The organism is Proteus sp. CA142267, assembly GCF_003336825.1.
Lineage (GTDB): Bacteria > Pseudomonadota > Gammaproteobacteria > Enterobacterales > Enterobacteriaceae > Proteus > Proteus terrae.
Genome location: NZ_QPMG01000007.1, coordinates 39272 through 60679 on the forward strand (window position 1 = coordinate 39272; position 21408 = coordinate 60679).

A 21408-nucleotide genomic window follows, 5' to 3' on the forward strand; every position below is an offset into this window, starting at 1 on the left:
TTAGATAAATATCTATTAGAGGATTTTATTATGATGAAAGCGGTTATCCCTGTTGCTGGATTAGGTACTCGTATGTTACCTGCAACAAAATCAATTCCTAAAGAAATGCTGCCAATCGTTGATCGCCCTTTAATTCAATATATTGTTGAAGAGTGTGCTCAGGCAGGTGTTGAGGAAATTATTTTAGTGACTCACTCTTCTAAAAATTCAATTGCGGATCACTTTGATACCAGCTTTGAATTAGAAAATATGCTGGAACAGCGTATTAAAAATAAATTATTAGAAGAAGTGCGATCAATTTGCCCTGACAATGTCAAAATTGTTCAAATTCGCCAAGGCCATGCTTTAGGTTTAGGTCATGCAATTTGCTGTGCACGTCCAGTTATCGGTAATAATCCATTTATTGTTTTACTGCCAGATGTTTTATTAAATGCACACTATTGTGATCCTCAACATGATAATTTATCAGCAATGATAAAACGTTTTGAAAAAACAGAACGTAGCCAAATTATGGTTGAACCTGTGCCAATGAGCCAAGTGCAACAATATGGTGTTGTAGATTGTGAAGGGGTTTTCTGTCCTCAAGGTAATTGGGCGCCTATTCGTCGTATCGTAGAAAAACCAAATCCTGAAGATGCGCCTTCTAATCTTTCTGTTGTTGGCCGTTACGTTTTTTCTGAAGCTATCTGGGAATTATTAGATGGTCTACCAGCTGGCGTAGGTGGTGAAATTCAATTAACGGATGCGATTGATTTGTTATTGAAAAAAGAAGTCGCTGAAGCATATACCTTAGTGGGTAAATCACATGACTGTGGTAATAAGCTAGGATATATGAAAGCCTTTGTTGAATATGGCCTACATAATTCTGCGTTAAAAGAAGAATTTACTTCTTGGATGCAGGACTTTTGTGAAAAAACATTGTTACCCAAAACAGAAGTCATAGAAGAAGATGAAGTAAGTGAAGCACAAAAGATAGTTGCTATCTTTTGAGTTTATCTTGAAATAATATGCAATATGCCGACCGAACTAAGATAGCGGTCGGCAATAGCAGGAGAGAAAGGCAATGTCTTTTAGGCACTTATCTCGTTGTAATTTTCTATTTTCCACCTTTTTTATTTTAGGTTTGTTGCTTATGGTTTCACCCTCAATACAGGCAGCAGATACTCAAATAGGATGGCAACAGTTTAAAGAGCGCTATATTAAGGATGATGGGCGAGTTATAGACAGCGCTAACAAAAATATTTCACACTCTGAAGGTCAAGGCTATGGCATGTTAATGGCTGTGATGAGTGATGATCATGAAACATTTAATAAGTTATGGCGCTGGACAGCAGCTTCTCTTTATCGTGGCGATTTAGGTTTATTTAAATGGCGTTATGAGCCTGAAAATAGTGAACATACCCCTGATCCTAATAATGCGACAGATGGTGATATCTTAATTGCGTGGGCATTATTAAAAGCTGGCGAAAAATGGAATGATGAAAGTTACCTTTCAGCTTCTGATTCTATTCAACACGCTATTTTGGAACATACCTTAATTAAGACAAAAAATTATACCGTTCTTTCACCCGGTATTAATGGCTTTAAAACGCCAGAAGAAATTATTATTAACCCATCCTATTTTATTTTCCCAGCATGGAAAGATTTTTACCGCACAAGCCAAGATGTTCGCTGGAAAGCGTTAATTAATGATAGCCAGTCTTTACTTAGAAACATGCGATTTGGTGAATATCAATTACCAACAGACTGGGTAAGTTTATATCCAGATGGAAAGATAGAACCGAGTGAAAAATGGCCTGCACGATTTAGCTTTGACGCAATACGTATTCCGCTTTATTTAGCTTGGGCACATGATGAATTAGCGCTACAACCTTTTGTGCAGTTTTGGCAGCAATTTGATCGTTATAAAACCCCAGCTTGGGTAAGTATTGATGCTCAAGAGTGCGCTGAATATAACCTTACTCCCGGCATGATGGCGGTGAGAGATTTAACGATGAAAACACCTATTGAAGATGTCGATTTAAGTAAAGATACGGATTATTATTCTTCCGCTTTACATTTATTAGCGGCCTTTGCTCAAAACGGGCAATAAGTATATTTAATTAATTTGAATGATAGATAGCTTAAATTCCTTTTAATACAGAAAGGTATTAAGTTATCTATTTTTTTATATTGATAGTGCTAAAAAAATAACTTTATAAATTATTTATACTTATTCGATTCTAATAAGTTAATAGTAACTTGTTATCTCTATATTTTTGTAACACTATGTTTTTAAACAATAAACAAACTTTAAACTATGATCTGAAAATAATTTATTTGATGATATTTATGCTAAAGTTATCTCAGTAATTTGGTAGTGTTATTAATATAATTTCTCATCAATAATAGAATAGAGGTGAATAAATGAAAGTTTCAGCACGCAATCAGTTAGTTGGTAAAGTTGTTGATATTATTGAAGGTGCCGTTAATAGCGAAGTGATTTTATCTTTAGCCCATGGAGAGAAGCTTGCCACAATTATTACTAAAGAGAGCTGTGACAGTTTAAAGATCAAAAAAGATGGCGAAGCAATTGCCATTATTAAAGCGCCGTGGGTTGTTTTAGCACTGCCTGATTGCGGTTTAAATTTCTCTGCACGTAACCAATTTTTAGGTAAAGTAACTCAAATCGCACAAGGTGCGGTGAACTCTACCGTTCATTTAGAAACAGCTAAAGGTTTAGAACTGACAGCTGTTATTACAAATGAAAGCTTACAAGAGATGAAACTGGCAAAAGGTAGTGATGTTTTAGCGTTAGTGAAAGCATCAAGTGTGATTGTTGCGACACGCAAATAATTGCAAGTTTATTTCTTGAAATAAAGAAAGAGGCTAAATATTTAGCCTCTTTCTTTTTGATATTAATTATCTGTACTACCTGCAACTTTAAGTTTGTTATAGATATAATTTTTATAACTGTTAACTAATTTCTCGTCTTCACAGTCATTTAATTTACCTTCACATAAATGGCGCATTTGAATGTTTGCTTTGTAGAAAGGAGATAATGGCAAACGAGCACGCTCCAGTATCATGCCACCTAAGAAGCTAATATCCGTTAACTCACCCGTTGAAAGTGACGCACCTTGCGTTAGGTTGTCTCTCAATGTGAATTGAGTGATATGTGCGGGGTTAGTAAATGGTGACTGGTAATTATTTAGCTCAATATTAGGTTGATGATCACCAAAATAGAGAAACATTGTCGGTTTTTCTCTTTGGGCGACAAAATTAGAGAAATCTTTAATTGCCGGATCACTGGTAATTATTTTTTCCATATAGTGGCTAAATTTACCCGGTGCATTACTGCTTTCTGTATGACCTGCAATTTGGTACATATCTCTGTGTGATTCGTCATAAGGGCCATGTTCATACATAGTTAATGAGAATATGAACAAGGGTTTGTCTGTACGTTTCTTCAGTACCTCTTCAACGTAACCCAGCATATCTACTGTCGATATCTTCCAGAGGTTTTCCTCTAATGTTCCCGGGTAGCCAAGCTCCTGAGGTTGAATGATTTCATCAATTCCCATTTTTTCATAAGCGTAACCTGCATGGTAAGCACTACGATTAAACGGGGTGAGTAAAACAGTGTAATAACCTTCAGCTTTTAGTTGGCGGAATAAACTTTCATTAAGATTATCGACAACAAAATAGAATACGGAGTTTTTGCGTGCACCGAAATCATCCGTATTTAGCCCTGTTAATACAGAAAATTCAGAAAGCCAAGTACCACCACCAAAGGTTTGTACACGTAAAGGGCTTTGTGCACTCACACCTTCATCTTTTTGGAACATAAATAAATCAGGCAGTGCAACATCTGTATTAAATTGATAAATATGAGGGTTAACTGTCGATTCCTGTAATAAAACGACAATGTCAGGTTTTATGTCTGTTTGTGTTTCTGGTAATACGGTTTTATTTGCTTGTTCAAGGAAGTAATCCGCATTTTCCTTGAAATAAGGAGGGTGATAAGCCGTTTGGTAACCAGACATGATTAAATTAGTGACAGTACCTCGTCCACCCGGAAGTGTGCCTTCCCATTCAGACTGCCATTTTTCTACGGTGAAATGGATAGTGGTAAACCCAATGACTATTAAGAGTAGGCTACTTATACGCAAGGCTGGGCGTGATTTTTGGGAAAAACGCCAAGCGATGGACATATTGATAAGAAGCCATATTAGCATCGCAATCAATGCAACACCGGCTTCCCAATAATGGCCTAATGTCCCTAAATTCGAGCTATCAAAAGCTAAATCAAAGTCAGAGAACATTAATGTTTCTTTGTAATAATGGACTTTGAGCTGATTAATAAACTTAGTTATCAGGAAGAGTGTACCGGTGGTAATAGCCGAAAATAAGACTCGAGCAGATAAAATAAAGCAAAGAGAAAAAAGAATAAAATAAGCACCTACTGAAAGAAGTGCAGTATAAATAAACGTTATTTTCTCAAAAACAATAAAGAGTGAGGCTATAAGAATAAGTGCAAGATATGCACTTCCTAATATTTTTTTCATATCTCTTCCGAGTATAGCGATAAAGAATAAAGGGGTATTTTACAAATATTGTAGGCGATAACCTTAAATAGGCTAAATAAATTTATTTAGCCTAAATTAACATCTGTATTTAGAATAACCCTTTGTCTCGTAAAATATGAAGATCTTTTTTGCGGCGAGTAAAACCCGTACGATCAAAATATTCTAAAATTTGCACTGCTAATTTACGCCCAACGGATAATTCATCACGGAAATCCGCGGCGGTAACACTGCCATTGCTTTCATTATATTTCACAATGATAGATGCAAATTTTTCTATTGTTTGGTGTGTATAGTAGCGATCGGCAATAATCGGAATAATTAAACCTAATTGCGCTGCTTTACGTAATAATGAGCGGATCACCTTCTCATCATTTTTCATTTCATTGGCTAGATCACGTACCCACCAAGGTTCAGATTGTTCAAAGTAGGCTTTGGCATTTTGCCATAGCGCATCTTGTTCTGGAGAAAAAGCAAGACCATGAGTTGGGAGATGAAGCCAACCACGACTTTGGCTAATAGCACCTTCTTTACGTAATTGATCTATTAAGTGATAGACCAATTCATCATGATAAGTCGGTAGTGCCATCCGTTTTAAACGAGAACGACCCACACCCATTTGGTCATTATGTTGTTGGTGATATTCCTCAAGGGTATCGAGTAATTTCTGTTTTGCATTATCAGCATTTTCTTTAGAAAGAATAACGCCTGCAACGCTGACTAAATCAAAGGTTTCTAATAACTGAGTTAGCGCACTCTCAGTTAATTGCTGAGCCCAAGCAAACTGACTTAGAGGAAGTTCACCTTTTGGTAAACATAACGCTAAATTGGCACTAACGTTGTCTGCGCTATCAAGTTGGTGTAACCAAGTTAAGAACTGAGCTTGTCGTTTACCTCTACGTGGCGAGTGTAAATGTAAGACTTTCGCTGCGGCTAAAGTGCGTTGAGCACTGATATCGCGCAAAATAAGTCTGTCGTTATCCACCAGCCAAAGGGATTCATCAAGAATAAGCTCTGCTAACTGTGGTGTTTCATTAGCATCATTTAAAAGAGCAACACGACCTGTAATATGGCGTGTACCGTGGTGAATATGCACAGGCTGCCAATGCTTTAAAGGTTCATCTCCAATTAAACTGACTAATATTTTATGAGATTGATAGTTAGGTGCTTGAGAAAGTAACCAATCACCACGAGAGACGTTTTCTTTACTGACATCCCCTGTGATATTAATTGCAATACGATGACCTGCCCCCGCGCTCTCTACGGGCTGATTTTGTGCATGTAAGGCTCTTATTCTTACTGGTTTATCTGCGCCAGTTAGCCAAAAGGTATCACCAACAGAGATTTGTCCTGCAAGTGCGGTACCCGTGACAACTAAACCAGCCCCTTTAATGCTAAAAACACGGTCTATTGCTAAACGAAAACGCTTATGCCATTGAGGGTGTTGTTGCTCTTGCTGATGCAACTCAACAAGGTAGTTACGAAGCGCTGGAATACCTTCACCAGAAGGGGCTGAGGTGACAAAAATATCAGGTTGTTGCCAGCCTAAATTGGCTAATACATCGATTGTTTGTGAACGGACTTCTTCAATTCGCTCAGGTGTAACGCGATCTGCTTTGGTGAGAATAACGGTAACTTGAGGACAGCCAGCAAGACGTAAAATAGAAATATGTTCGATGGTTTGGGCCATAACGCCATCGTCACAAGCCACAATTAATAGTGCATGAGAGATCCCACCAACACCTGCGAGCATATTTGAAAGAAATTTCTCATGGCCGGGAACATCCACAAAACCAATTGAGGTTCCATCATCTTGACGCCAATAGGCATAACCTAAATCAATGGTCATGCCTCGTTTTTTCTCTTCAGGTAAATGGGTCGTATCTACCCCAGTAATGGCCTGTATAAGAGTGGTCTTTCCGTGGTCTACGTGACCTGCTGTCGCAAAAATCATAGTAAAAGTGCCTGTATTAATGCATTTTCATCCTCAAGACAGCGCAGATCAAGCCACAGGCGACCATCAGTAATTCGACCAATAATTGGCTTTTCTAAATTACGCCAATGCGCAGCTAGCGCATCTAACTGGCTACCTTTTCCATCTTTGGCTTCAAAGGTAAGTGCTGCACTCGGTAAACTTTCAATAGGTAACGAACCACTGCCTATTTGAGAAGCACATGAGGATATCGTGATATGGTAGTTATCCCCATAATATGCCTGAAAATGAGGCAATAACCGTTGCGCCATATCATTAATTTCTGTTTGTGTCCGAGTTAACAAACGTAATGTCGGAATTTCAACAGCCATTTTTTCAGGTTGCTGATAAAGGCGTAATGTGGCGCCTAAAGCAGCTAATGTCATTTTATCAACACGTAATGCACGCTTTAAAGGATGGCGCTGAATAGCCTCAATCCACATTTTTTTACCAAGGATTATCCCTGCTTGTGGGCCACCTAACAGTTTATCGCCAGAGAAGGTGACAAGGTCGATGTCTTGTTGCAGATAATCTTGTGGCATTGGCTCTGAAGGTAAACCTAAGGCTGCTAAATTAGTCATTGAGCCACTGCCTAAATCGATAGCGGTTGGTAAGTTCATCTCTTTACCAAGCGTAGCAAGTTCATCGCCATGCACTTCAGCTGTAAAGCCTTGAATACAATAATTGCTAGTATGAACTTTCATTAGCAAACCCGTATTTTCATTAATGGCGTTACGATAATCTTTAAGGTGAGTTCGGTTTGTTGTACCGACTTCTTTGAGTGTACAGCCTGCTTGTGTCATTACATCAGGGATACGAAAAGCACCACCTATCTCAACTAATTCACCGCGAGAAACAACAACCTCTTTATTTGGGGCCACTGTTGCAAGCATCAGTAAAACAGCTGCTGCGTTGTTATTTACGATACAGGCATCTTCTGCTCCTGTTAATTCACATAACAAGTCAGCGATAGCGCGATCACGGTGTCCTCTTGAAGCACCATCGAGAGAATACTCTAAGGTTGCTGGTGAACGCATAACTTGGCTAACGGCTTCAATGGCGGATTCTGCCATTAATGCACGCCCTAGATTGGTGTGTAAAACGGTACCTGTTAAATTGAAAACAGGTTTAATCGAGGATTTTCGTTGTAATGTAATGCGATTTTTTAATTCATCAGCCCAATGGTTGTGCCATTGTGGTAACTCGTTTTCTTGACGAATAATGATACGCGCTTCTTCTTGTAACTTTCGTAAATGCTCTGCAATAAATGTCTGACCATAAGAAGTTACAAGGGCTTGAATGTCTGCTTGGTGCAGTAACTTATCAATAGATGGCAGTTGGCTATAAAGTGAGCGCGTATCATTTGTCATGCTAATACCTAATTATTATTCATTTGGGAACAGGAATGGATTAATGCTACTACGAGCAAAGCCTTCTTCTTCCATTTTTGCATCAAGAACAATAGACGCTAAATCATCAGCGACAGCATCCACATTGGCATCTTTTTCTTGATATAAAATTTTCAGATAGCTTCCACAATCACCACAGCTTTCTGCTTTCACTGGGGCATTTTCACTGTCTAAAGACCAGTAATTTAATTTGCCTGTTAATTCACAGTTAGTGCATTTAATGCGTACGACATGCCACTGTGTTTCACATAAATTACAGTGTAAATAGCGTAAACCTTGTGTTGTGCCGATTTGTACCATGCTTGCCACTGGCATACTGTTACAAACTGGGCAGAATTGACGATTTTCACCGTATTCTGTTTTAGCTTTACCCGGAATATTTGCTGCTAATTGTGCCCAGTAAAGAGACAGTGCTGCCCAAATAAAGACAGATTTATCTGCTGAGACTTTTGAATATTCATCATTAAGTAATGCTGTTGCCATCTCTTCTAATTCAGTTTCAGAAGCTTTAGAGAGATTTTCTAAAGTGATAGTGGCACTTTCAGGCACAACTGGACGTAATTCAGCAATAATCGAGGCTAATAAAGCATGCCAATGTTTACTGCGTTTAAATGTTTTTCTATCTAAAGGCGCTACGCCGACTTGTTGTGCAAGGAGTGGAGCAAGATCAATGACAAGTGGATTGTCATGAAGTGCTTTTTCTTGAGCCTTGACAATTTCTGCAGCAAATTCAAGGTAGTCTGCGAAGGGGTTATCTTTTGCTAGTGTTTGAAAACGTTCAGCACGACGTTGATAAAGGTTTTTCAGATTAGGGAATAATACGGGTGGAATGAAACTGATCCCTTTTTCTGATTGCTCTTTACCTAATTGCTCTTTAGGAACGATGCGAATACTCATAACGTTCTATCTTCCTATTATCATAAATTTTATAGTGAATACCCACAGGGTTTGGCTTCAGAATAAATCAAATACAGATACGAAGCCATGACAGTGGGTAATAATAGCGTGATTTTATTGTTTTTTACGTCTTAAAATCAGACGTAAATTGAATAAAAAACGGAGGCTTACAAGCCTCCGTTTGTTCAGAAATACGCTTTAGGGCATTATTTCTCTGACTGCTTTTCGGCTTCTTTTTTCTCTTCTTCGAGAATTTCACGATACCAACGAGGGTGGTGCTTTTTAGCCCAACCACGAGTTACCCAGCCTTCAATCATGCTACGAATTGAACCTTTCACCCAGAATGCTGCATAAGCGTGAACAAATACGGTGATTATCAGTAAGATTGCTGATAATGAGTGAACTAATAAGGCAATTCGGATCACTGGGATCGAGAAATACTCTGCGAAATAAGGACGCCAAATAATAACACCACTGACTGTTAGTAAGATCAGGCTGATACTTAATGTCCAGTAAATGCCCTTCTGACCTAAGTTGTAGTGGCCAATATCGCCAGCTTCTTCATTTTGCAGTACTTTATGAATGTTTTTAGCCCAGACTAAGTCATCTTTATCAATAAAGTTGTGCTTCAGATATCTGAAGAACATAAAGAGAAAGAGGAACGCCATCACGCTACCCACGAATGGGTGTAACAAACGCGACAGTTCTGGTGTACCTAAAATATTCATGAACCAGTTCAGAGATGGGAAGAAGAAACCCAATCCGCTGATAGCAGTAAATAGAAATACAATCACTACTAACCAATGGTTAATACGCTCAGAAGCGGTGTGGCGAAGAATTTTATCGCCTTTCTTCTTCATCATTTCTGCTCCTCCTTATTCACAGAGGTCTGTGTTTTAGAAGATGCTTCCATCTCTTTGAGCGCTTCTTCTTCATCTTCTTCAGTTGTACGGTTTGGACCGACACCTAAATAGTGGAAAATAGCACCCGCGAAGGTTGCGGCAAAACCAACGGCAGCCAATGGTTTCCAGATACCTTTCCAGAATTTAACCGTAGAGCTAATTTCAGGGTTTTCTGGTAAACCGTGGTACAGATTTGGTTTGTCAGCATGATGGAGAACATACATCACGTGTGTACCACCCACACCTTGTGGATCGTAAAGACCAGCGTTGTCGTAACCACGAGTTTGCAGTTCAGAAACACGCTCATTAGCAAGATTAATCATGGCTTCTTTCGAACCAAAATGAATCGCGCCTGTTGGGCAAGTTTTCACACATGCAGGCTCTTGACCGACTTCGACACGGTCAACACATAACGTACATTTGTAAGCACGGTTATCTTCTTCATTAATGCGAGGCACATTGAAAGGACAACCTGCAATACAATAACCACAACCAATACAGTGTTCTGATTGGAAATCAACAATACCGTTAGCGTATTGAATGATTGCGCCTTCTGCTGGACAGGCTTTTAAACAGCCTGGATCAGCACAGTGCATACAACCATCTTTACGAATTAACCATTCCAGTTTGCCGTTCTCTTCAACTTCAGAGAAACGCATCACTGTCCATGATTTCGCGGTTAGGTCAGTTGGGTTATCGTAAACACCGACGTTAGTGCCAATTTTATCGCGAATATCGTTCCATTCAGAACAAGCAACCTGACAGGCTTTACAGCCGATACAGGTTGTTACGTCGATAAGTTTTGCCACTTCTTCCTTGTAATCCCGCACCTGAGGCGCGGGAGTAAGGGAATTGGTAGCAGAGCGACGAATAATGTCTTGGGATTGCAGTGACATAATTTATCTCCTTACACCTTTTCCACATTAACAAGGAACGCTTTAAACTCAGGCGTTTGTGTATTCGCATCACCAACGAATGGCGTTAATGTATTCGCAATAAAGCCTTTCACTGCAACACCTTCAAAGCCCCAGTGAATAGGAATACCAATGGTATCCACTTTGCGTCCATCAACATCAAGGGTTCTAATACGTTTAGTGACCACTGCTTTCGCTTTGATATAACCACGTTTTGAGCTGACTTTAACGGTATCGCCTTGAACAATGCCTTTTTCTGCGGCTAAACGCTCACCAATTTCAATAAATTGTTGAGGCTGAATAATCGCATTTAAGCGCGCGTGTTTAGTCCAGAAGTGGAAATGTTCTGTCAGACGATAAGTCGTACCGACATATGGGAAATCTTCTGCTTTACCCATATCTTTCCAGTCATCTTTAAAGATACGCGCTGCTGGGTTTGAAACCACATTTGGATGCAGTGGGTTAGTACCCAATGGTGTTTCAATTGGCTCATAGTGTTCAGGGAATGGGCCTTCTGCCATCTTATCGATAGCAAACAGACGTCCCATACCTTCCGGCTGCATAATAAATGGACCAACATCAGAACCCGGTGCAGCGTTGCTATAGTCAGGTACATCAATACCTGTCCATTTGCTGCCATCCCATTCGATTAATTTACGTTTAGGATCCCATGGTTGACCTTGTGGGTCTGCCGATGCGCGGTTATAAATAATGCGACGGTTAAGAGGCCATGCCCATGCCCAACCTAATGTATTACCCAATCCTGATGGATCTGAGTTATCACGGTTGGCCATTTGGTTACCTTTCTCTGTCCAGCTACCGGCGAAGATCCAACAGCCACTTGCTGTTGTACCATCATCACGTAACTGAGCGAACGAGCTAAGCAGTTGACCTTTTTTTAGAATGATATTGCCATCAGCGTCTTTTAAATCGACTAATGCTCTACCATTACTTTCTTGTGCCACTTCTGCCGATGTTGGATTATCAGGATCAAAGTAATCCCAAGTCATATTCAACACCTGCTCTGGCATCGCGCCACCTTCTTCTCTATAGAGTTGGCGTAAACGATGGAAAATACCTGATAAAATCTCAGCATCAGGGATAGCAACACCTGGGGCATCACCACCTTTCCAGTGCCACTGTAACCAGCGACCAGAGTTAACGATAGAACCGTCTTCTTCTGCGAAACAGGTTGTTGGCAGACGGAAGACTTCTGTCTGGATATCTGCTGTTTTAACGTCGTTCTCTTCACCGTGGTTCTGCCAGAAACATGAAGTTTCAGTGTTTAGCGGATCCATTGTGATAAGGAATTTCAGTTTTGATAATGAACGAACAACTTTGTTCTTATTCGGGAACGATGCAACTGGGTTAAAGCCTTGGCAGATATAGCCGTTGACTTCACCTCTATCCATCATGTCGAAGTATTGTAGAACGTCGTAAGGTTTGTCCCACTTAGGTAACAGTGAGAAGCCCCAATCATTATCACGTTGAGCATTATCGCCATAGAATGTCTTCATCATACTGACGAAGAATTTAGGATAATTGCCCCAGTAGTTAACTTGTCCCGGTACTGTCGCTTTTGGCGTATTCGCAGCTAAGTAGGTTTCTAATGAAGTCTGCTTTTCAGAAGGCAGAGTCATATAGCCTGGTAAGCTTTGAGATAATAGACCGAGGTCAGTTAAGCCTTGAATATTGGAGTGACCACGTAGTGCGTTAACACCGCCACCAGCCATACCCATATTACCTAACAGTAATTGGATCATTGCCATGGTACGAATGTTTTGGGCACCAACGGTATGTTGAGTCCAGCCTAATGCATACAGGAAAGAAGCTGTTTTATCTTTCGCCGCTGTTTCAGCAATATATTCACAGACTTTTAAGAAATCGTCTTTTGGTGTACCACAAATCTGAGTAACCACATCAGGCGTATAACGGCTAACGTGTTGTTTTAACAGATTCCAGACACAACGAGGATGTTGTAATGTGGTATCGCGTTTTGCGAAACCATTTTCATCCATCTCGTAGTTCCAAGTGGTTTTATCGTATTTACGTTTTTCTGCATCATATCCGCTGAATAAACCATCATCAAAATGGTAGTCTTCACGGACAATCAAGCTAGCATTGGTATAAGCCTCAACGTATTCTTTTTGATATTTCTTATTTTCGAGCAGATATAAGATAACGCCCGATAAGAACGTAATATCAGTACCAGAACGGATAGGCGTATAGAAATCCGCAACAGCCGCAGTACGGGTGAAGCGAGGATCAATAACAATGAGCTTGGCGTTATTATGGATTTTAGCTTCCATCGCCCAGCGGAATCCCACAGGGTGTGCTTCTGCCGCATTACCGCCCATAACGACGATAAGGTTGGCATTTTTCATATCAACCCAGTGGTTGGTCATCGCACCGCGACCAAATGTTGGAGCAAGACTTGCTACCGTTGGTCCGTGTCAGACACGCGCTTGGTTATCGACAGCTAGCATCCCAAGAGCTCTTGAGAATTTCTGAGTTAAAAACCCAGTTTCGTTGCTTGCTGCTGAGGCGCAAAGCATACCGGTTGTTAACCAACGGTTGACTTCTACACCTTCTTTATTGAATTTCTGGAAGTTGGCATCGCGGTCTTTTTTGATTAAGCGCGCAATCCTGTCAAACGTTTCTTCCCATGAGAGTTTTACCCATTTATCCGAGCCGGGTGCACGGTATTCAGGGTGTTTTAAACGACCTTCACTGTGGATGAAATCCACAAGACCAGCGCCTTTAGGGCATAATGCACCACGGTTTACTGGATGGTCTGAGTCACCTTCAATATGGAATATCGTTTCTTTTGCGTTTTTCGCGCCATCGCCCAGACTATACATTAATAGTCCACAACCGACAGAACAGTACGTACAGGTATTGCGGGTTTCGCGGGCTCTCAGTAATTTATACTGACGTGAACCTGCTAGCGCAACTGCTGGTGCAAAACCAAGCGCCGCCGCTGTAGTACCTGCCATACCGCCAGCACAGATCTTAAAGAACTGCCTTCTGCTGACCTGCATGGGGTCTCTCCTCATCATACATTGCTTTTACTGACTCTGATTTTCTTCACGAAAATGGAGCTGATTGTTTTTTTATTCCTATTATCCTTAATAGGATCAGGTTCATTGCCTGATAGGTAGTGTAAAATCGTTTTACCCGTATTGTTATTATGTATTAATAAATTTAGGAATTCATCTTATGGATGAAACAAAATCGACAAAATTGTTAACTAAACGTGTAATCATTGGCGTAGATCAAACAATTGTGCAACACAAAGGATCACTTAGCAGACAAGAAGACGATTATATTGCACTCGAAGTTCCTGTTGCATTAGTGTACAACGGAATTTCTCACGTTGTTATGATGGCAAGCCCTAAAAATTTAGAGTTGTTTGCTGTCGGATTTTCTTTATCCGAAGGCATTATAGAATCTTCCAATGAAATCCGCAGTATCGAAATTGTAGAAAGTTGTAACGGAGGTATTGAAGTTCAAGTTGAATTATCAAGCCGACGTTTTATGGGATTAAAAGAGCGTCGCCGCAATATGACTGGCCGCACTGGCTGTGGTATTTGTGGAACTGAACAACTAGAAGAGATTTTCCGTCCTATTACGCCGTTACCTTTTACACAAACGTTTTCACTTTCAAACCTTGATAAAGCGTTAGAGCAGATGACAACCATTCAAGAAATTGGAGAGCTAACGGGTTGTACTCATGCCGCTGTTTGGTTGTCGCCAGAAGGTGAAATGCAAGGGGGATGTGAAGATGTTGGTCGTCATGTCGCACTTGATAAGCTTTTAGGTATGAAAGCACAAGAAAAATGGAATGAAGGTGCGGTATTAGTCTCTAGTCGTGCCAGTTATGAAATGGTGCAAAAAGCCGCTATGTGTGGCGCAGAAATTTTATTCGCTGTTTCTGCCGCAACCTCTTTAGCTGTTGAAGTGGCTAATAAATACAATGTGACACTGGTGGGTTTTTGTCGTCGCGGAAGAGCAACGGTGTTTACTCATCCACAACGACTGATTGACTAAAGTGCGATTATTGAAAATAGGTGTAATAACTACATGCGAACATGTTATCGCATTACACCTATTTGATTGATGACCACAATGCACCTAATTTGTAATCCCACTCTTTAGGTTTGATGGGGATACGTCCTGCATTTGGAGTAAAAGTCATTTCGCTAAAGATAAGCCTATTTTCAGACATTAAAAAATCAACTCGGCAATAATTAAAGTCACTTGCCATTTTAGCGGCTAATTGCAGCATATTTTCAAATTGGGTTGGTTTTTCAACACGTTCTGGAGTGTTGGGATCTTCTAATGTGATAGGTTGTAACTGCCAATTTGTATCATACACATTAATATACTCATTCCCTTTGGTGTCAGAAATATCAATTTCAGCATAAAGAGGCTGACCATTAAAACAGTGAAGACGACAAGTTGTTGGTATCATTGGCTTTTGTGTATCAAATAAATCAATATATTCTTCGCAGAGAATTTGAGCTTTGATTTTTTTATAATGCCATTCACGAGTGACAGGATAGAGATTACGTTTTAAATGAAACTGAAGCTTTTTCTTTGCTTTTTCAAAATCAAAAGTGGCTTTATCAAGGCAGATGATTGTACTACCACTGTCATGATTACATTTGAGTACAAAACGTGAAGGAAGTTGAGTAATATCGATTTCATCAGGATGAGAATAGGTGTTAATAATAGGAACAAGATAGTGTGGGCCAATCTTTTCTATCACATAATCTCTGACTTTGATTTTATCAGCTAAGCGCGTATAAATTGGATTTCTATCGAATAGCATACGAGCATTAATTTTTTCATTAAGTGATGTCGGTATTTTAAAGTTAGGCTGATAACCTAAGTTACGTATAAACTTGTTCTTCAAATACACACGATCAGGTAATACGATAGTACGAAACTGTTTGAAATAATATTCTATAATTTTCATGAGCTAATGATTATTTTAAATAGATAAGTGAAATAAAAACTAACTTTTCTTTGAATTAAACTTCTATATAAAGAAATAATTAAATTAAATAGAAATTAAGAGAATAATGTCAGTTATTGATATTCTTATGTTTTTTTATATAAACTTAGAAAGTATTAACGTAGGTTAATATTCAAAGTACTTATTTTAATAAAAGAAAAAAATGACGACATTAAGAGAGAGTTAACAAAAAGGAATATTGATTAAGAGTATATTAATTTGATGACCATTTAGTTATATGAATTGGTTTATCCCAATTATTAAAGCGTAATCCTTTGCCAGTTCTATTTCCGTGAGCATCTAATATCTCATAATACTCTTCAACGATTTGGCTACGGCCACGTTGCCATTCATTGGTTGTTGCAAAAGGATCAATCAAATAGATATCGCCGACAACGGTATATAGTTCACCTAAATAGCGAATTTTCTTCGTACTACTATTTGAATAGTGAGAAAACATAATTTGGTAGGTTTTGTAGTGTTCTGGTTGACCATAAGGGCCATATTTCATTGCAATATAACGAATACCTTGAGGATCAGAATGGCTTGCACCACCCGGAACGGGCATGTCTGGTGTGATATTAAAAAGTGTATATCGAGAACTTGCCGTTTGCTGTCTTAATGCTTGCCGATAGCTTTGTGTATCTAGTCCTGAAGCTGGCCATGTTCTATCCACTAAGCCATCTCCTGCCAAACAGGAAACAGATAATCCTAACAATGAAAGAATTATAAATAGGGACTTAGCAGACATAAATACTCCTTTATTGCCATTATGATGCCAAAAAATAAGGTATTTGTTCCGTGAAACAGAGGTGTAGAACCCTGTTATTTCTTGCTGTTATCCTATTTCATTCCAAAAGGTTATTGAAAATAGAGAATAAGTGATTATCTTTTAAGCAATAAATACGTTTTTATATTGAGAGAAATTCAGGGCTTAACAGGTAAAAACGTATGAACACATCTAAAACACTACGCGTTGCTACTGTGCAGTTTCAGCATAAAGCAAACGACAAAGCTTATAATTTAGCGAAAATCCATCAATTTATAGATAGTGCAGTCAGTCAGCAGGTGAATGTATTAGTGCTTCCTGAAATGTGTATTACTGGATATTGGCACGTTCCTCAATTGCCAGAACATGCGGTCTATGCATTAAGCGAGCGTGTTTCTGACAGTGAGTCTTTAGCATTAATCAAACAAAAAGCGATAGCGCATCAAATGGCGATAGGTGTCGGACTTATTGAGCGGGCAGAAGATAATACACTCTATAATACATGGGTTGTTTGTATGCCTGACGGCTCTTTGCATAAGCATCGGAAATTACATGCCTTCGAACATCCGATCATCAAAAATGGTGAGCAATACACCGTATTTGAAACCCCTTGGGGCGTTAAAATGGGAGTATTAATTTGCTGGGATAATAATTTGGTTGAGAATGCACGGGCTAATGCATTATTAGGTGCTGATATTTTACTCGCGCCTCATCAAACAGGTGGAACAAATTCACGTAGCCCACATAGTATGAAGCCGATCCCTATGACACTTTGGGAAAATCGACATCAAGACCCCAAATCATTACAAGAGGCGTTTCAAGGAGAGCATGGAAGAGGTTGGTTAATGCGTTGGTTACCAGCAAGAGCTCATGATAACGGCATGTTTGTGTTATTTAGTAATGGTGTAGGCCGTGATGAGGAAGAAATTCGCACAGGTAATACGATGATCATTGACCCTTATGGACGGATAGTAAAAGAGAGCAAAGCAATTGATGATGATATGGTGATTGCAGATCTTGATCTTACATTATTAGAAAACTCAACAGGAAGACGCTGGCTAACAGGGCGAAGACCTGAACTTTATTCGATATTAACGACAAGATTAGGAAATGAACAAGATCCTATTTCAGTTCGATTTGGTAAAGAGTAATTCAATAAAAAAACAGCTTTTATTTTGTTGGCTGTTTTTGTTTTACATTATTAATGCATTGCTTTTGGTTATTAATTTTATTTATTTATTCTATGTTAGAATAATAAAAGGAAAAATAAGATAGGATTAATAATTAATCATGGATACCCGTTTATTGAACGCATTTGTTGTTTTAGCTGAAACAGAACATTTTGGTGAAGCTTCATCAAAGCTTTGTATTAGCCAACCCGCACTCACTAAACAGATAAAAACATTAGAATCTCAGTTGGGTGTCACTCTTTTTCAGCGTGGGCGTCACGGAGCAAAATTAACCCCTGAAGGACAGTATTTACTGAGTCAATCTCAGTCAGTCTTAAGAGAAGCCCGTATTCTAGAAAAACAAGCTCGCCAATTAAGTGCACCTCAAAAAGTAGAGCTGTATGCAGGATTTGGTCTGTCCTCATTAAATTTTATTACACCATTATTGGCAAAATTTAATCGTGTTCACCCTGATATTACTGTTCACATTGATGATATGCCTTCTAACACAATGGAAGACAAATTACTTTTGGGTGAGCTTGATCTGGCATTTTCACGTTTACCGGTTACAGAGCCACTAAAAAGTATTTCATTAGTGCAAGAGCGATTAATGTTAGCAATCCCCACGCAAACTATTATGGTGCTAGAGGCTGATGATGATCCACTCCACTACTTTAATACGCTTGGGCTTATTCAGTTGTCTCCTGAAAAAGGAAAAAAACTGTATCAACAAATCCATGATTTTCTAAAACATCATCAAATCAAACCTCGTGTATTACAGCAATCACAAGATATTCAAACGCAGTTAGCATTAGTTGCCGCTGGATTAGGTATGGCATTGGTGCCTAAAAGTGCAGAACTTATTTGTGACAAACAAAAAGTCACTTTATTGCCACTATCTGGCTTGTATACACAATGGGAAATAGGTGTTATTTGGAATAATAATATTCAGAATAAAGATCGTGATATCTTTATAAAAATAATTTCTGAGGAAATAAATAAAATATAGTGAATGAAAAAGATTTTTAATTTGAGTAATGATTATATTTATAATATATAACTTATAATAAAGCTAAAACACCTAATAAATATTAATTAGTCTTAAAACAAATAAAGATAAATAATTGCGAGACTGTTCACAAAAATAAACATGAAATATTTATTTGTTTTTTATGTGTTTAAATAAAAAATCAAAGTAAATCATTTAATTAATTTAATTCTCATAACATAAATAGGGTTAATTAAAACCTCTCTAATTAAAATGTGTTATTTACAATAAAAGAGATTTATTTAATATTACCTACGAACAACACAGCAAACTTTATATTCGTAAGTGAAGCTGGAACGATAGATAAAATATCAATATTTCTGTAAGTGGCTACTTGTTATTTTTATTTATAATAAGTAGCCACACCCTCCAATGAATAATAAGGAAGTTATTATGAAAAAACGTAATAAATTAACCTGCGCATTATTTATATTAATGGGCTCTCATGCAGTACATGCTGAAATTCACTCTAATCAAAGTGGCCCTTTAACGACAATGAAAGTTGGCGCAAGTGATGCTATACAGCGTGGTCATAGTCAAATACCAGGTGGAGAGCCGGGTGTTGGTATTAGTACAGTAGGAGGTGGGAAAAAAATTGGTTTTGCTTCGTTAACATCAGCAAGAATGAGTGGTGGAGCGGATAGTAATGGAATTTATACAGTTCAATCTAATCATCAACATAGTGATATGGGTGTTTTTCACTTTGCCAAAATCACGGATGCCAATGTCTATTTTGGTGACTGGGCAAAAACAACATCAGCAACGGATGCAACACACCAAACCTATTATGTTGGTAAAGATGTTACAACCACATTACCGACAGACAGTGCTACTTATACGGTAACGGGTATTAGTCAATATAGTGGTAGTAACTTACTTTCAGGTTCGTTTGATGTTGATTTTTCACAAAAGAAAATCGAAGGTTCGCTGACTAATAGCCAACGTACGGTTGATTTAGCAGGAGGAAATCTTTATACCGCAAATAACCAAGTGACGTTTTCTGCAGATGCAAATGAAGGGTCAACATCAGGGGTTGTTGAAGGCGCTTTCTTTGGTGAAAGTGCAGAAGCATTAGCGGGTATTGTGGTGTTTAGTTCAGATCATAAAAAAGACATTAGTTTTGGTGGTACGAAAAATAGCAGTGACAGTGAATAAATGACAGCAAGCACGGACGCTTCTTGATTTTTTCAAAAATAACATTATAGATTTATTTGGTAATACAATCGGTTAATTCTTTAAAAGTGGTATTAGTGGTCATTACGCTAAATGTTAGCAACAGATAATCTGGTATAGGGTTATCTGTTTTTTTTATCTAAATTAAGCCGATTTAAAGGAATTGTTCTTTTGTTTTTATAAGGATATACCATGAATTATGATCAACTTTTAACCAGAGGGTTACTGGCTGTATTGCTCATTGTATTTTCATTTAATGGGAGCGCAAAAGAGAGTCGCGACAAGTTATTTTCTTATCTTGAAACAACGAGTACAGCTAAAGTAGGTCAGCAGCTTTATCACTATTTGCAACAGCAACAGTGGCGAAAAGCAGAAAAATTACTGCTTTATTATCAGCAACAACCCCAACATGAAGCATTACTTGTTAATTATGCAAAGGCGTTATTGGCACAAAATAGAGGTGATTTTTTAAACGCTGAATTTTATTATCAGCAACAACTTAAGCAAAAAGCCGATTTTATCCCAGCCCAAACAGGATTAATTCAACTTTATTTTCATTTACGAGAATATAAAAAAGCACAGAAACAACTTAATCAACTGAGCAACATTGTTGATTTATCTAAAGATATTATCCAATCTATTGAGTTTTATAAGGTTAAGTTAGCCTCTTATTTTCAAGGCCAACGTTTCTATCAACTTGGCTTTTTTTATGATGATAATATTAACCATGCACCTTACTTATCTGAAAAAATTATTTCTCAATCCACTCAAAGAAAAACGACGCTAAGAGGTGCAAAACCTATTGCATCTACAGGAATTACTCATTATTTTTCTTTTTATCAACCTTTTATTATTTATTCTCACCATACTTTTTCTTCTTATACTTATGCTAGATATATAGATTATCACTCTCACCGTAATGCCAATTTTTTTGCATTATATACACAACTGGGCTACCGCTATCAAAAACCGCAATATCAGTGGTCAATAACACCTTATTACGAAATAAAATCATCACGGGAACAATATGAATATCAAGCATGGGGAAATGAAACACAGCTTTCCTATTTTATTAATAAAAAGCAAACTATTAATTTAAGCTTGGATTATAAAATAAAGAAATATCAAAAAACGTTAAATAATTTAAATAGTAAGCGAGTAAGTTATAGTGCTTACCATAACTATTATTTTAATAATGGAATACACTTAGTTAATCAATTAAATTATCAGTTAGATCGTAAAAAAAACACTTTATTAAATTATCAGCTGTATGGTATAAAAACTGGCGTTTATTATCCATTGTCAGCTAATTGGCATATCTCTCTTTTTTTACAGCATCAATTTAAATATTTTAATAACTATAACCCTTTATTAAAAAAGAGAAGAAAAGACAATGGTTTTATTTTTACAACCAATATTAAAAGCAAATCACCTTTTGTTTTAGGGTGTTATCCCACAATGGAATTACGTTATACCCGAAGATTAAGCAATGTGGATTGGTTATATCAATATCAGCAACATGAAGTGTTATTTAAATTAGAAAAACAATTTTAATTAAATAAGTGACTTC

17 protein-coding genes are annotated in these 21408 nt (G+C 38.1%); 8 read left to right on the top strand and 9 right to left on the bottom strand.

Translation table 11 applies throughout. From position 1 onward, the window contains the following. Nucleotides 1-30 precede the first annotated feature (30 nt). The 3 genes from galU (at nucleotide 31) to C0T34_RS12385 (ending at nucleotide 2835) form a co-directional block, all read left to right on the top strand. Entirely contained in the window at nucleotides 31-990 is a 960-nt protein-coding gene (galU, locus tag C0T34_RS12375) for a UTP--glucose-1-phosphate uridylyltransferase GalU (protein WP_226892339.1), read from the top strand. A 73-nt stretch (nucleotides 991-1063) separates the two neighbouring features. Continuing rightward, the gene (locus C0T34_RS12380) at nucleotides 1064-2092 is read left to right on the top strand and encodes a glycosyl hydrolase family 8 (RefSeq protein ID WP_109850230.1); all 1029 of its coding nucleotides are present in this window, start codon (nucleotides 1064-1066) and stop codon (nucleotides 2090-2092) included. Nucleotides 2093-2406: 314 nt separating this feature from the next. Next, on the top strand, nucleotides 2407-2835 hold the full coding sequence (locus C0T34_RS12385) for a TOBE domain-containing protein (RefSeq protein WP_098941531.1): 429 nt from the start codon (nucleotides 2407-2409) through the stop codon (nucleotides 2833-2835). 62 nt (nucleotides 2836-2897) lie between these two features. On the opposite strand, the gene C0T34_RS12390 is transcribed toward C0T34_RS12385, so the two are convergent. From C0T34_RS12390 to fdnG, 7 genes are all read right to left on the bottom strand, one after another. Then, on the bottom strand, nucleotides 2898-4547 hold the full coding sequence (locus tag C0T34_RS12390; RefSeq protein ID WP_109850231.1) for an LTA synthase family protein: 1650 nt from the start codon (nucleotides 4545-4547) through the stop codon (nucleotides 2898-2900). Nucleotides 4548-4656: 109 nt separating this feature from the next. After that, on the bottom strand, nucleotides 4657-6519 hold the full coding sequence (gene selB / locus C0T34_RS12395) for a selenocysteine-specific translation elongation factor (protein WP_098941529.1): 1863 nt from the start codon (nucleotides 6517-6519) through the stop codon (nucleotides 4657-4659). Beyond that, nucleotides 6516-7907: an L-seryl-tRNA(Sec) selenium transferase gene (gene selA / locus C0T34_RS12400; RefSeq protein ID WP_109850232.1), complete on the bottom strand. Its 1392-nt coding sequence runs from the start codon at nucleotides 7905-7907 to the stop codon at nucleotides 6516-6518. Before selA ends, selB begins: the two co-directional genes overlap by 4 nt. A 15-nt stretch (nucleotides 7908-7922) precedes the next feature. After that, nucleotides 7923-8843, bottom strand: coding sequence for a formate dehydrogenase accessory protein FdhE (gene fdhE / locus C0T34_RS12405; protein WP_075673731.1), 921 nt, complete (start codon nucleotides 8841-8843; stop codon nucleotides 7923-7925). Nucleotides 8844-9049: 206 nt separating this feature from the next. Further along, on the bottom strand, nucleotides 9050-9706 hold the full coding sequence (fdoI, locus tag C0T34_RS12410; protein WP_075673730.1) for a formate dehydrogenase cytochrome b556 subunit: 657 nt from the start codon (nucleotides 9704-9706) through the stop codon (nucleotides 9050-9052). Beyond that, nucleotides 9703-10641, bottom strand: coding sequence for a formate dehydrogenase subunit beta (gene fdxH, locus C0T34_RS12415; RefSeq protein WP_098941527.1), 939 nt, complete (start codon nucleotides 10639-10641; stop codon nucleotides 9703-9705). Before fdxH ends, fdoI begins: the two co-directional genes overlap by 4 nt. Before the next feature lie 11 nt (nucleotides 10642-10652). Further along, nucleotides 10653-13700: a formate dehydrogenase-N subunit alpha gene (gene fdnG, locus C0T34_RS12420; protein ID WP_109850233.1), complete on the bottom strand. Its 3048-nt coding sequence runs from the start codon at nucleotides 13698-13700 to the stop codon at nucleotides 10653-10655. A gap of 178 nt (nucleotides 13701-13878) precedes the next feature. Here fdnG and fdhD point away from each other — a divergent pair, with 178 nt between their 5' ends. Then, nucleotides 13879-14709: a formate dehydrogenase accessory sulfurtransferase FdhD gene (gene fdhD, locus C0T34_RS12425; RefSeq protein WP_109850234.1), complete on the top strand. Its 831-nt coding sequence runs from the start codon at nucleotides 13879-13881 to the stop codon at nucleotides 14707-14709. A gap of 58 nt (nucleotides 14710-14767) precedes the next feature. Here fdhD and C0T34_RS12430 read toward each other — a convergent pair whose 3' ends face one another. Continuing rightward, nucleotides 14768-15640: an ATP-grasp fold amidoligase family protein gene (locus tag C0T34_RS12430; protein WP_109850235.1), complete on the bottom strand. Its 873-nt coding sequence runs from the start codon at nucleotides 15638-15640 to the stop codon at nucleotides 14768-14770. 253 nt (nucleotides 15641-15893) lie between these two features. Continuing rightward, nucleotides 15894-16430 carry a UmoA family flagellar biogenesis regulator gene (umoA, locus tag C0T34_RS12435; RefSeq protein ID WP_109850236.1) on the bottom strand — a complete coding sequence of 179 codons (537 nt, stop codon included), beginning with the start codon at nucleotides 16428-16430 and terminating at the stop codon, nucleotides 15894-15896. Between the two features lie 200 nt (nucleotides 16431-16630). On the opposite strand from umoA, the gene C0T34_RS12440 reads away from it, so the two are divergent. The 4 genes from C0T34_RS12440 (at nucleotide 16631) to C0T34_RS12455 (ending at nucleotide 21392) form a co-directional block, all read left to right on the top strand. Then, the gene (locus C0T34_RS12440; protein WP_109850237.1) at nucleotides 16631-17599 is read left to right on the top strand and encodes a nitrilase family protein; all 969 of its coding nucleotides are present in this window, start codon (nucleotides 16631-16633) and stop codon (nucleotides 17597-17599) included. A 139-nt stretch (nucleotides 17600-17738) separates the two neighbouring features. Beyond that, nucleotides 17739-18626, top strand: coding sequence for a LysR family transcriptional regulator (locus tag C0T34_RS12445; protein ID WP_098941521.1), 888 nt, complete (start codon nucleotides 17739-17741; stop codon nucleotides 18624-18626). A 432-nt stretch (nucleotides 18627-19058) separates the two neighbouring features. Next, the gene (locus C0T34_RS12450; protein ID WP_098941520.1) at nucleotides 19059-19820 is read left to right on the top strand and encodes a Slam-dependent surface lipoprotein; all 762 of its coding nucleotides are present in this window, start codon (nucleotides 19059-19061) and stop codon (nucleotides 19818-19820) included. 210 nt (nucleotides 19821-20030) lie between these two features. Continuing rightward, entirely contained in the window at nucleotides 20031-21392 is a 1362-nt protein-coding gene (locus C0T34_RS12455) for a porin family protein (protein WP_098941519.1), read from the top strand. Nucleotides 21393-21408 lie beyond the last annotated feature (16 nt).

Coding starts and splice junctions, on each gene's coding strand:
- galU (WP_226892339.1), top strand. CDS start 31: ATGATGAAAGCGGTTATCCCTGTTGCTGGATTAGGTACTCGTATGTTA.
- C0T34_RS12380 (WP_109850230.1), top strand. CDS start 1,064: ATGTCTTTTAGGCACTTATCTCGTTGTAATTTTCTATTTTCCACCTTT.
- C0T34_RS12385 (WP_098941531.1), top strand. CDS start 2,407: ATGAAAGTTTCAGCACGCAATCAGTTAGTTGGTAAAGTTGTTGATATT.
- C0T34_RS12390 (WP_109850231.1), bottom strand. CDS start 4,547: ATGAAAAAAATATTAGGAAGTGCATATCTTGCACTTATTCTTATAGCC.
- selB (WP_098941529.1), bottom strand. CDS start 6,519: ATGATTTTTGCGACAGCAGGTCACGTAGACCACGGAAAGACCACTCTT.
- selA (WP_109850232.1), bottom strand. CDS start 7,907: ATGACAAATGATACGCGCTCACTTTATAGCCAACTGCCATCTATTGAT.
- fdhE (WP_075673731.1), bottom strand. CDS start 8,843: ATGAGTATTCGCATCGTTCCTAAAGAGCAATTAGGTAAAGAGCAATCA.
- fdoI (WP_075673730.1), bottom strand. CDS start 9,706: ATGATGAAGAAGAAAGGCGATAAAATTCTTCGCCACACCGCTTCTGAG.
- fdxH (WP_098941527.1), bottom strand. CDS start 10,641: ATGTCACTGCAATCCCAAGACATTATTCGTCGCTCTGCTACCAATTCC.
- fdhD (WP_109850234.1), top strand. CDS start 13,879: ATGGATGAAACAAAATCGACAAAATTGTTAACTAAACGTGTAATCATT.
- C0T34_RS12430 (WP_109850235.1), bottom strand. CDS start 15,640: ATGAAAATTATAGAATATTATTTCAAACAGTTTCGTACTATCGTATTA.
- umoA (WP_109850236.1), bottom strand. CDS start 16,430: ATGTCTGCTAAGTCCCTATTTATAATTCTTTCATTGTTAGGATTATCT.
- C0T34_RS12440 (WP_109850237.1), top strand. CDS start 16,631: ATGAACACATCTAAAACACTACGCGTTGCTACTGTGCAGTTTCAGCAT.
- C0T34_RS12445 (WP_098941521.1), top strand. CDS start 17,739: ATGGATACCCGTTTATTGAACGCATTTGTTGTTTTAGCTGAAACAGAA.
- C0T34_RS12450 (WP_098941520.1), top strand. CDS start 19,059: ATGAAAAAACGTAATAAATTAACCTGCGCATTATTTATATTAATGGGC.
- C0T34_RS12455 (WP_098941519.1), top strand. CDS start 20,031: ATGAATTATGATCAACTTTTAACCAGAGGGTTACTGGCTGTATTGCTC.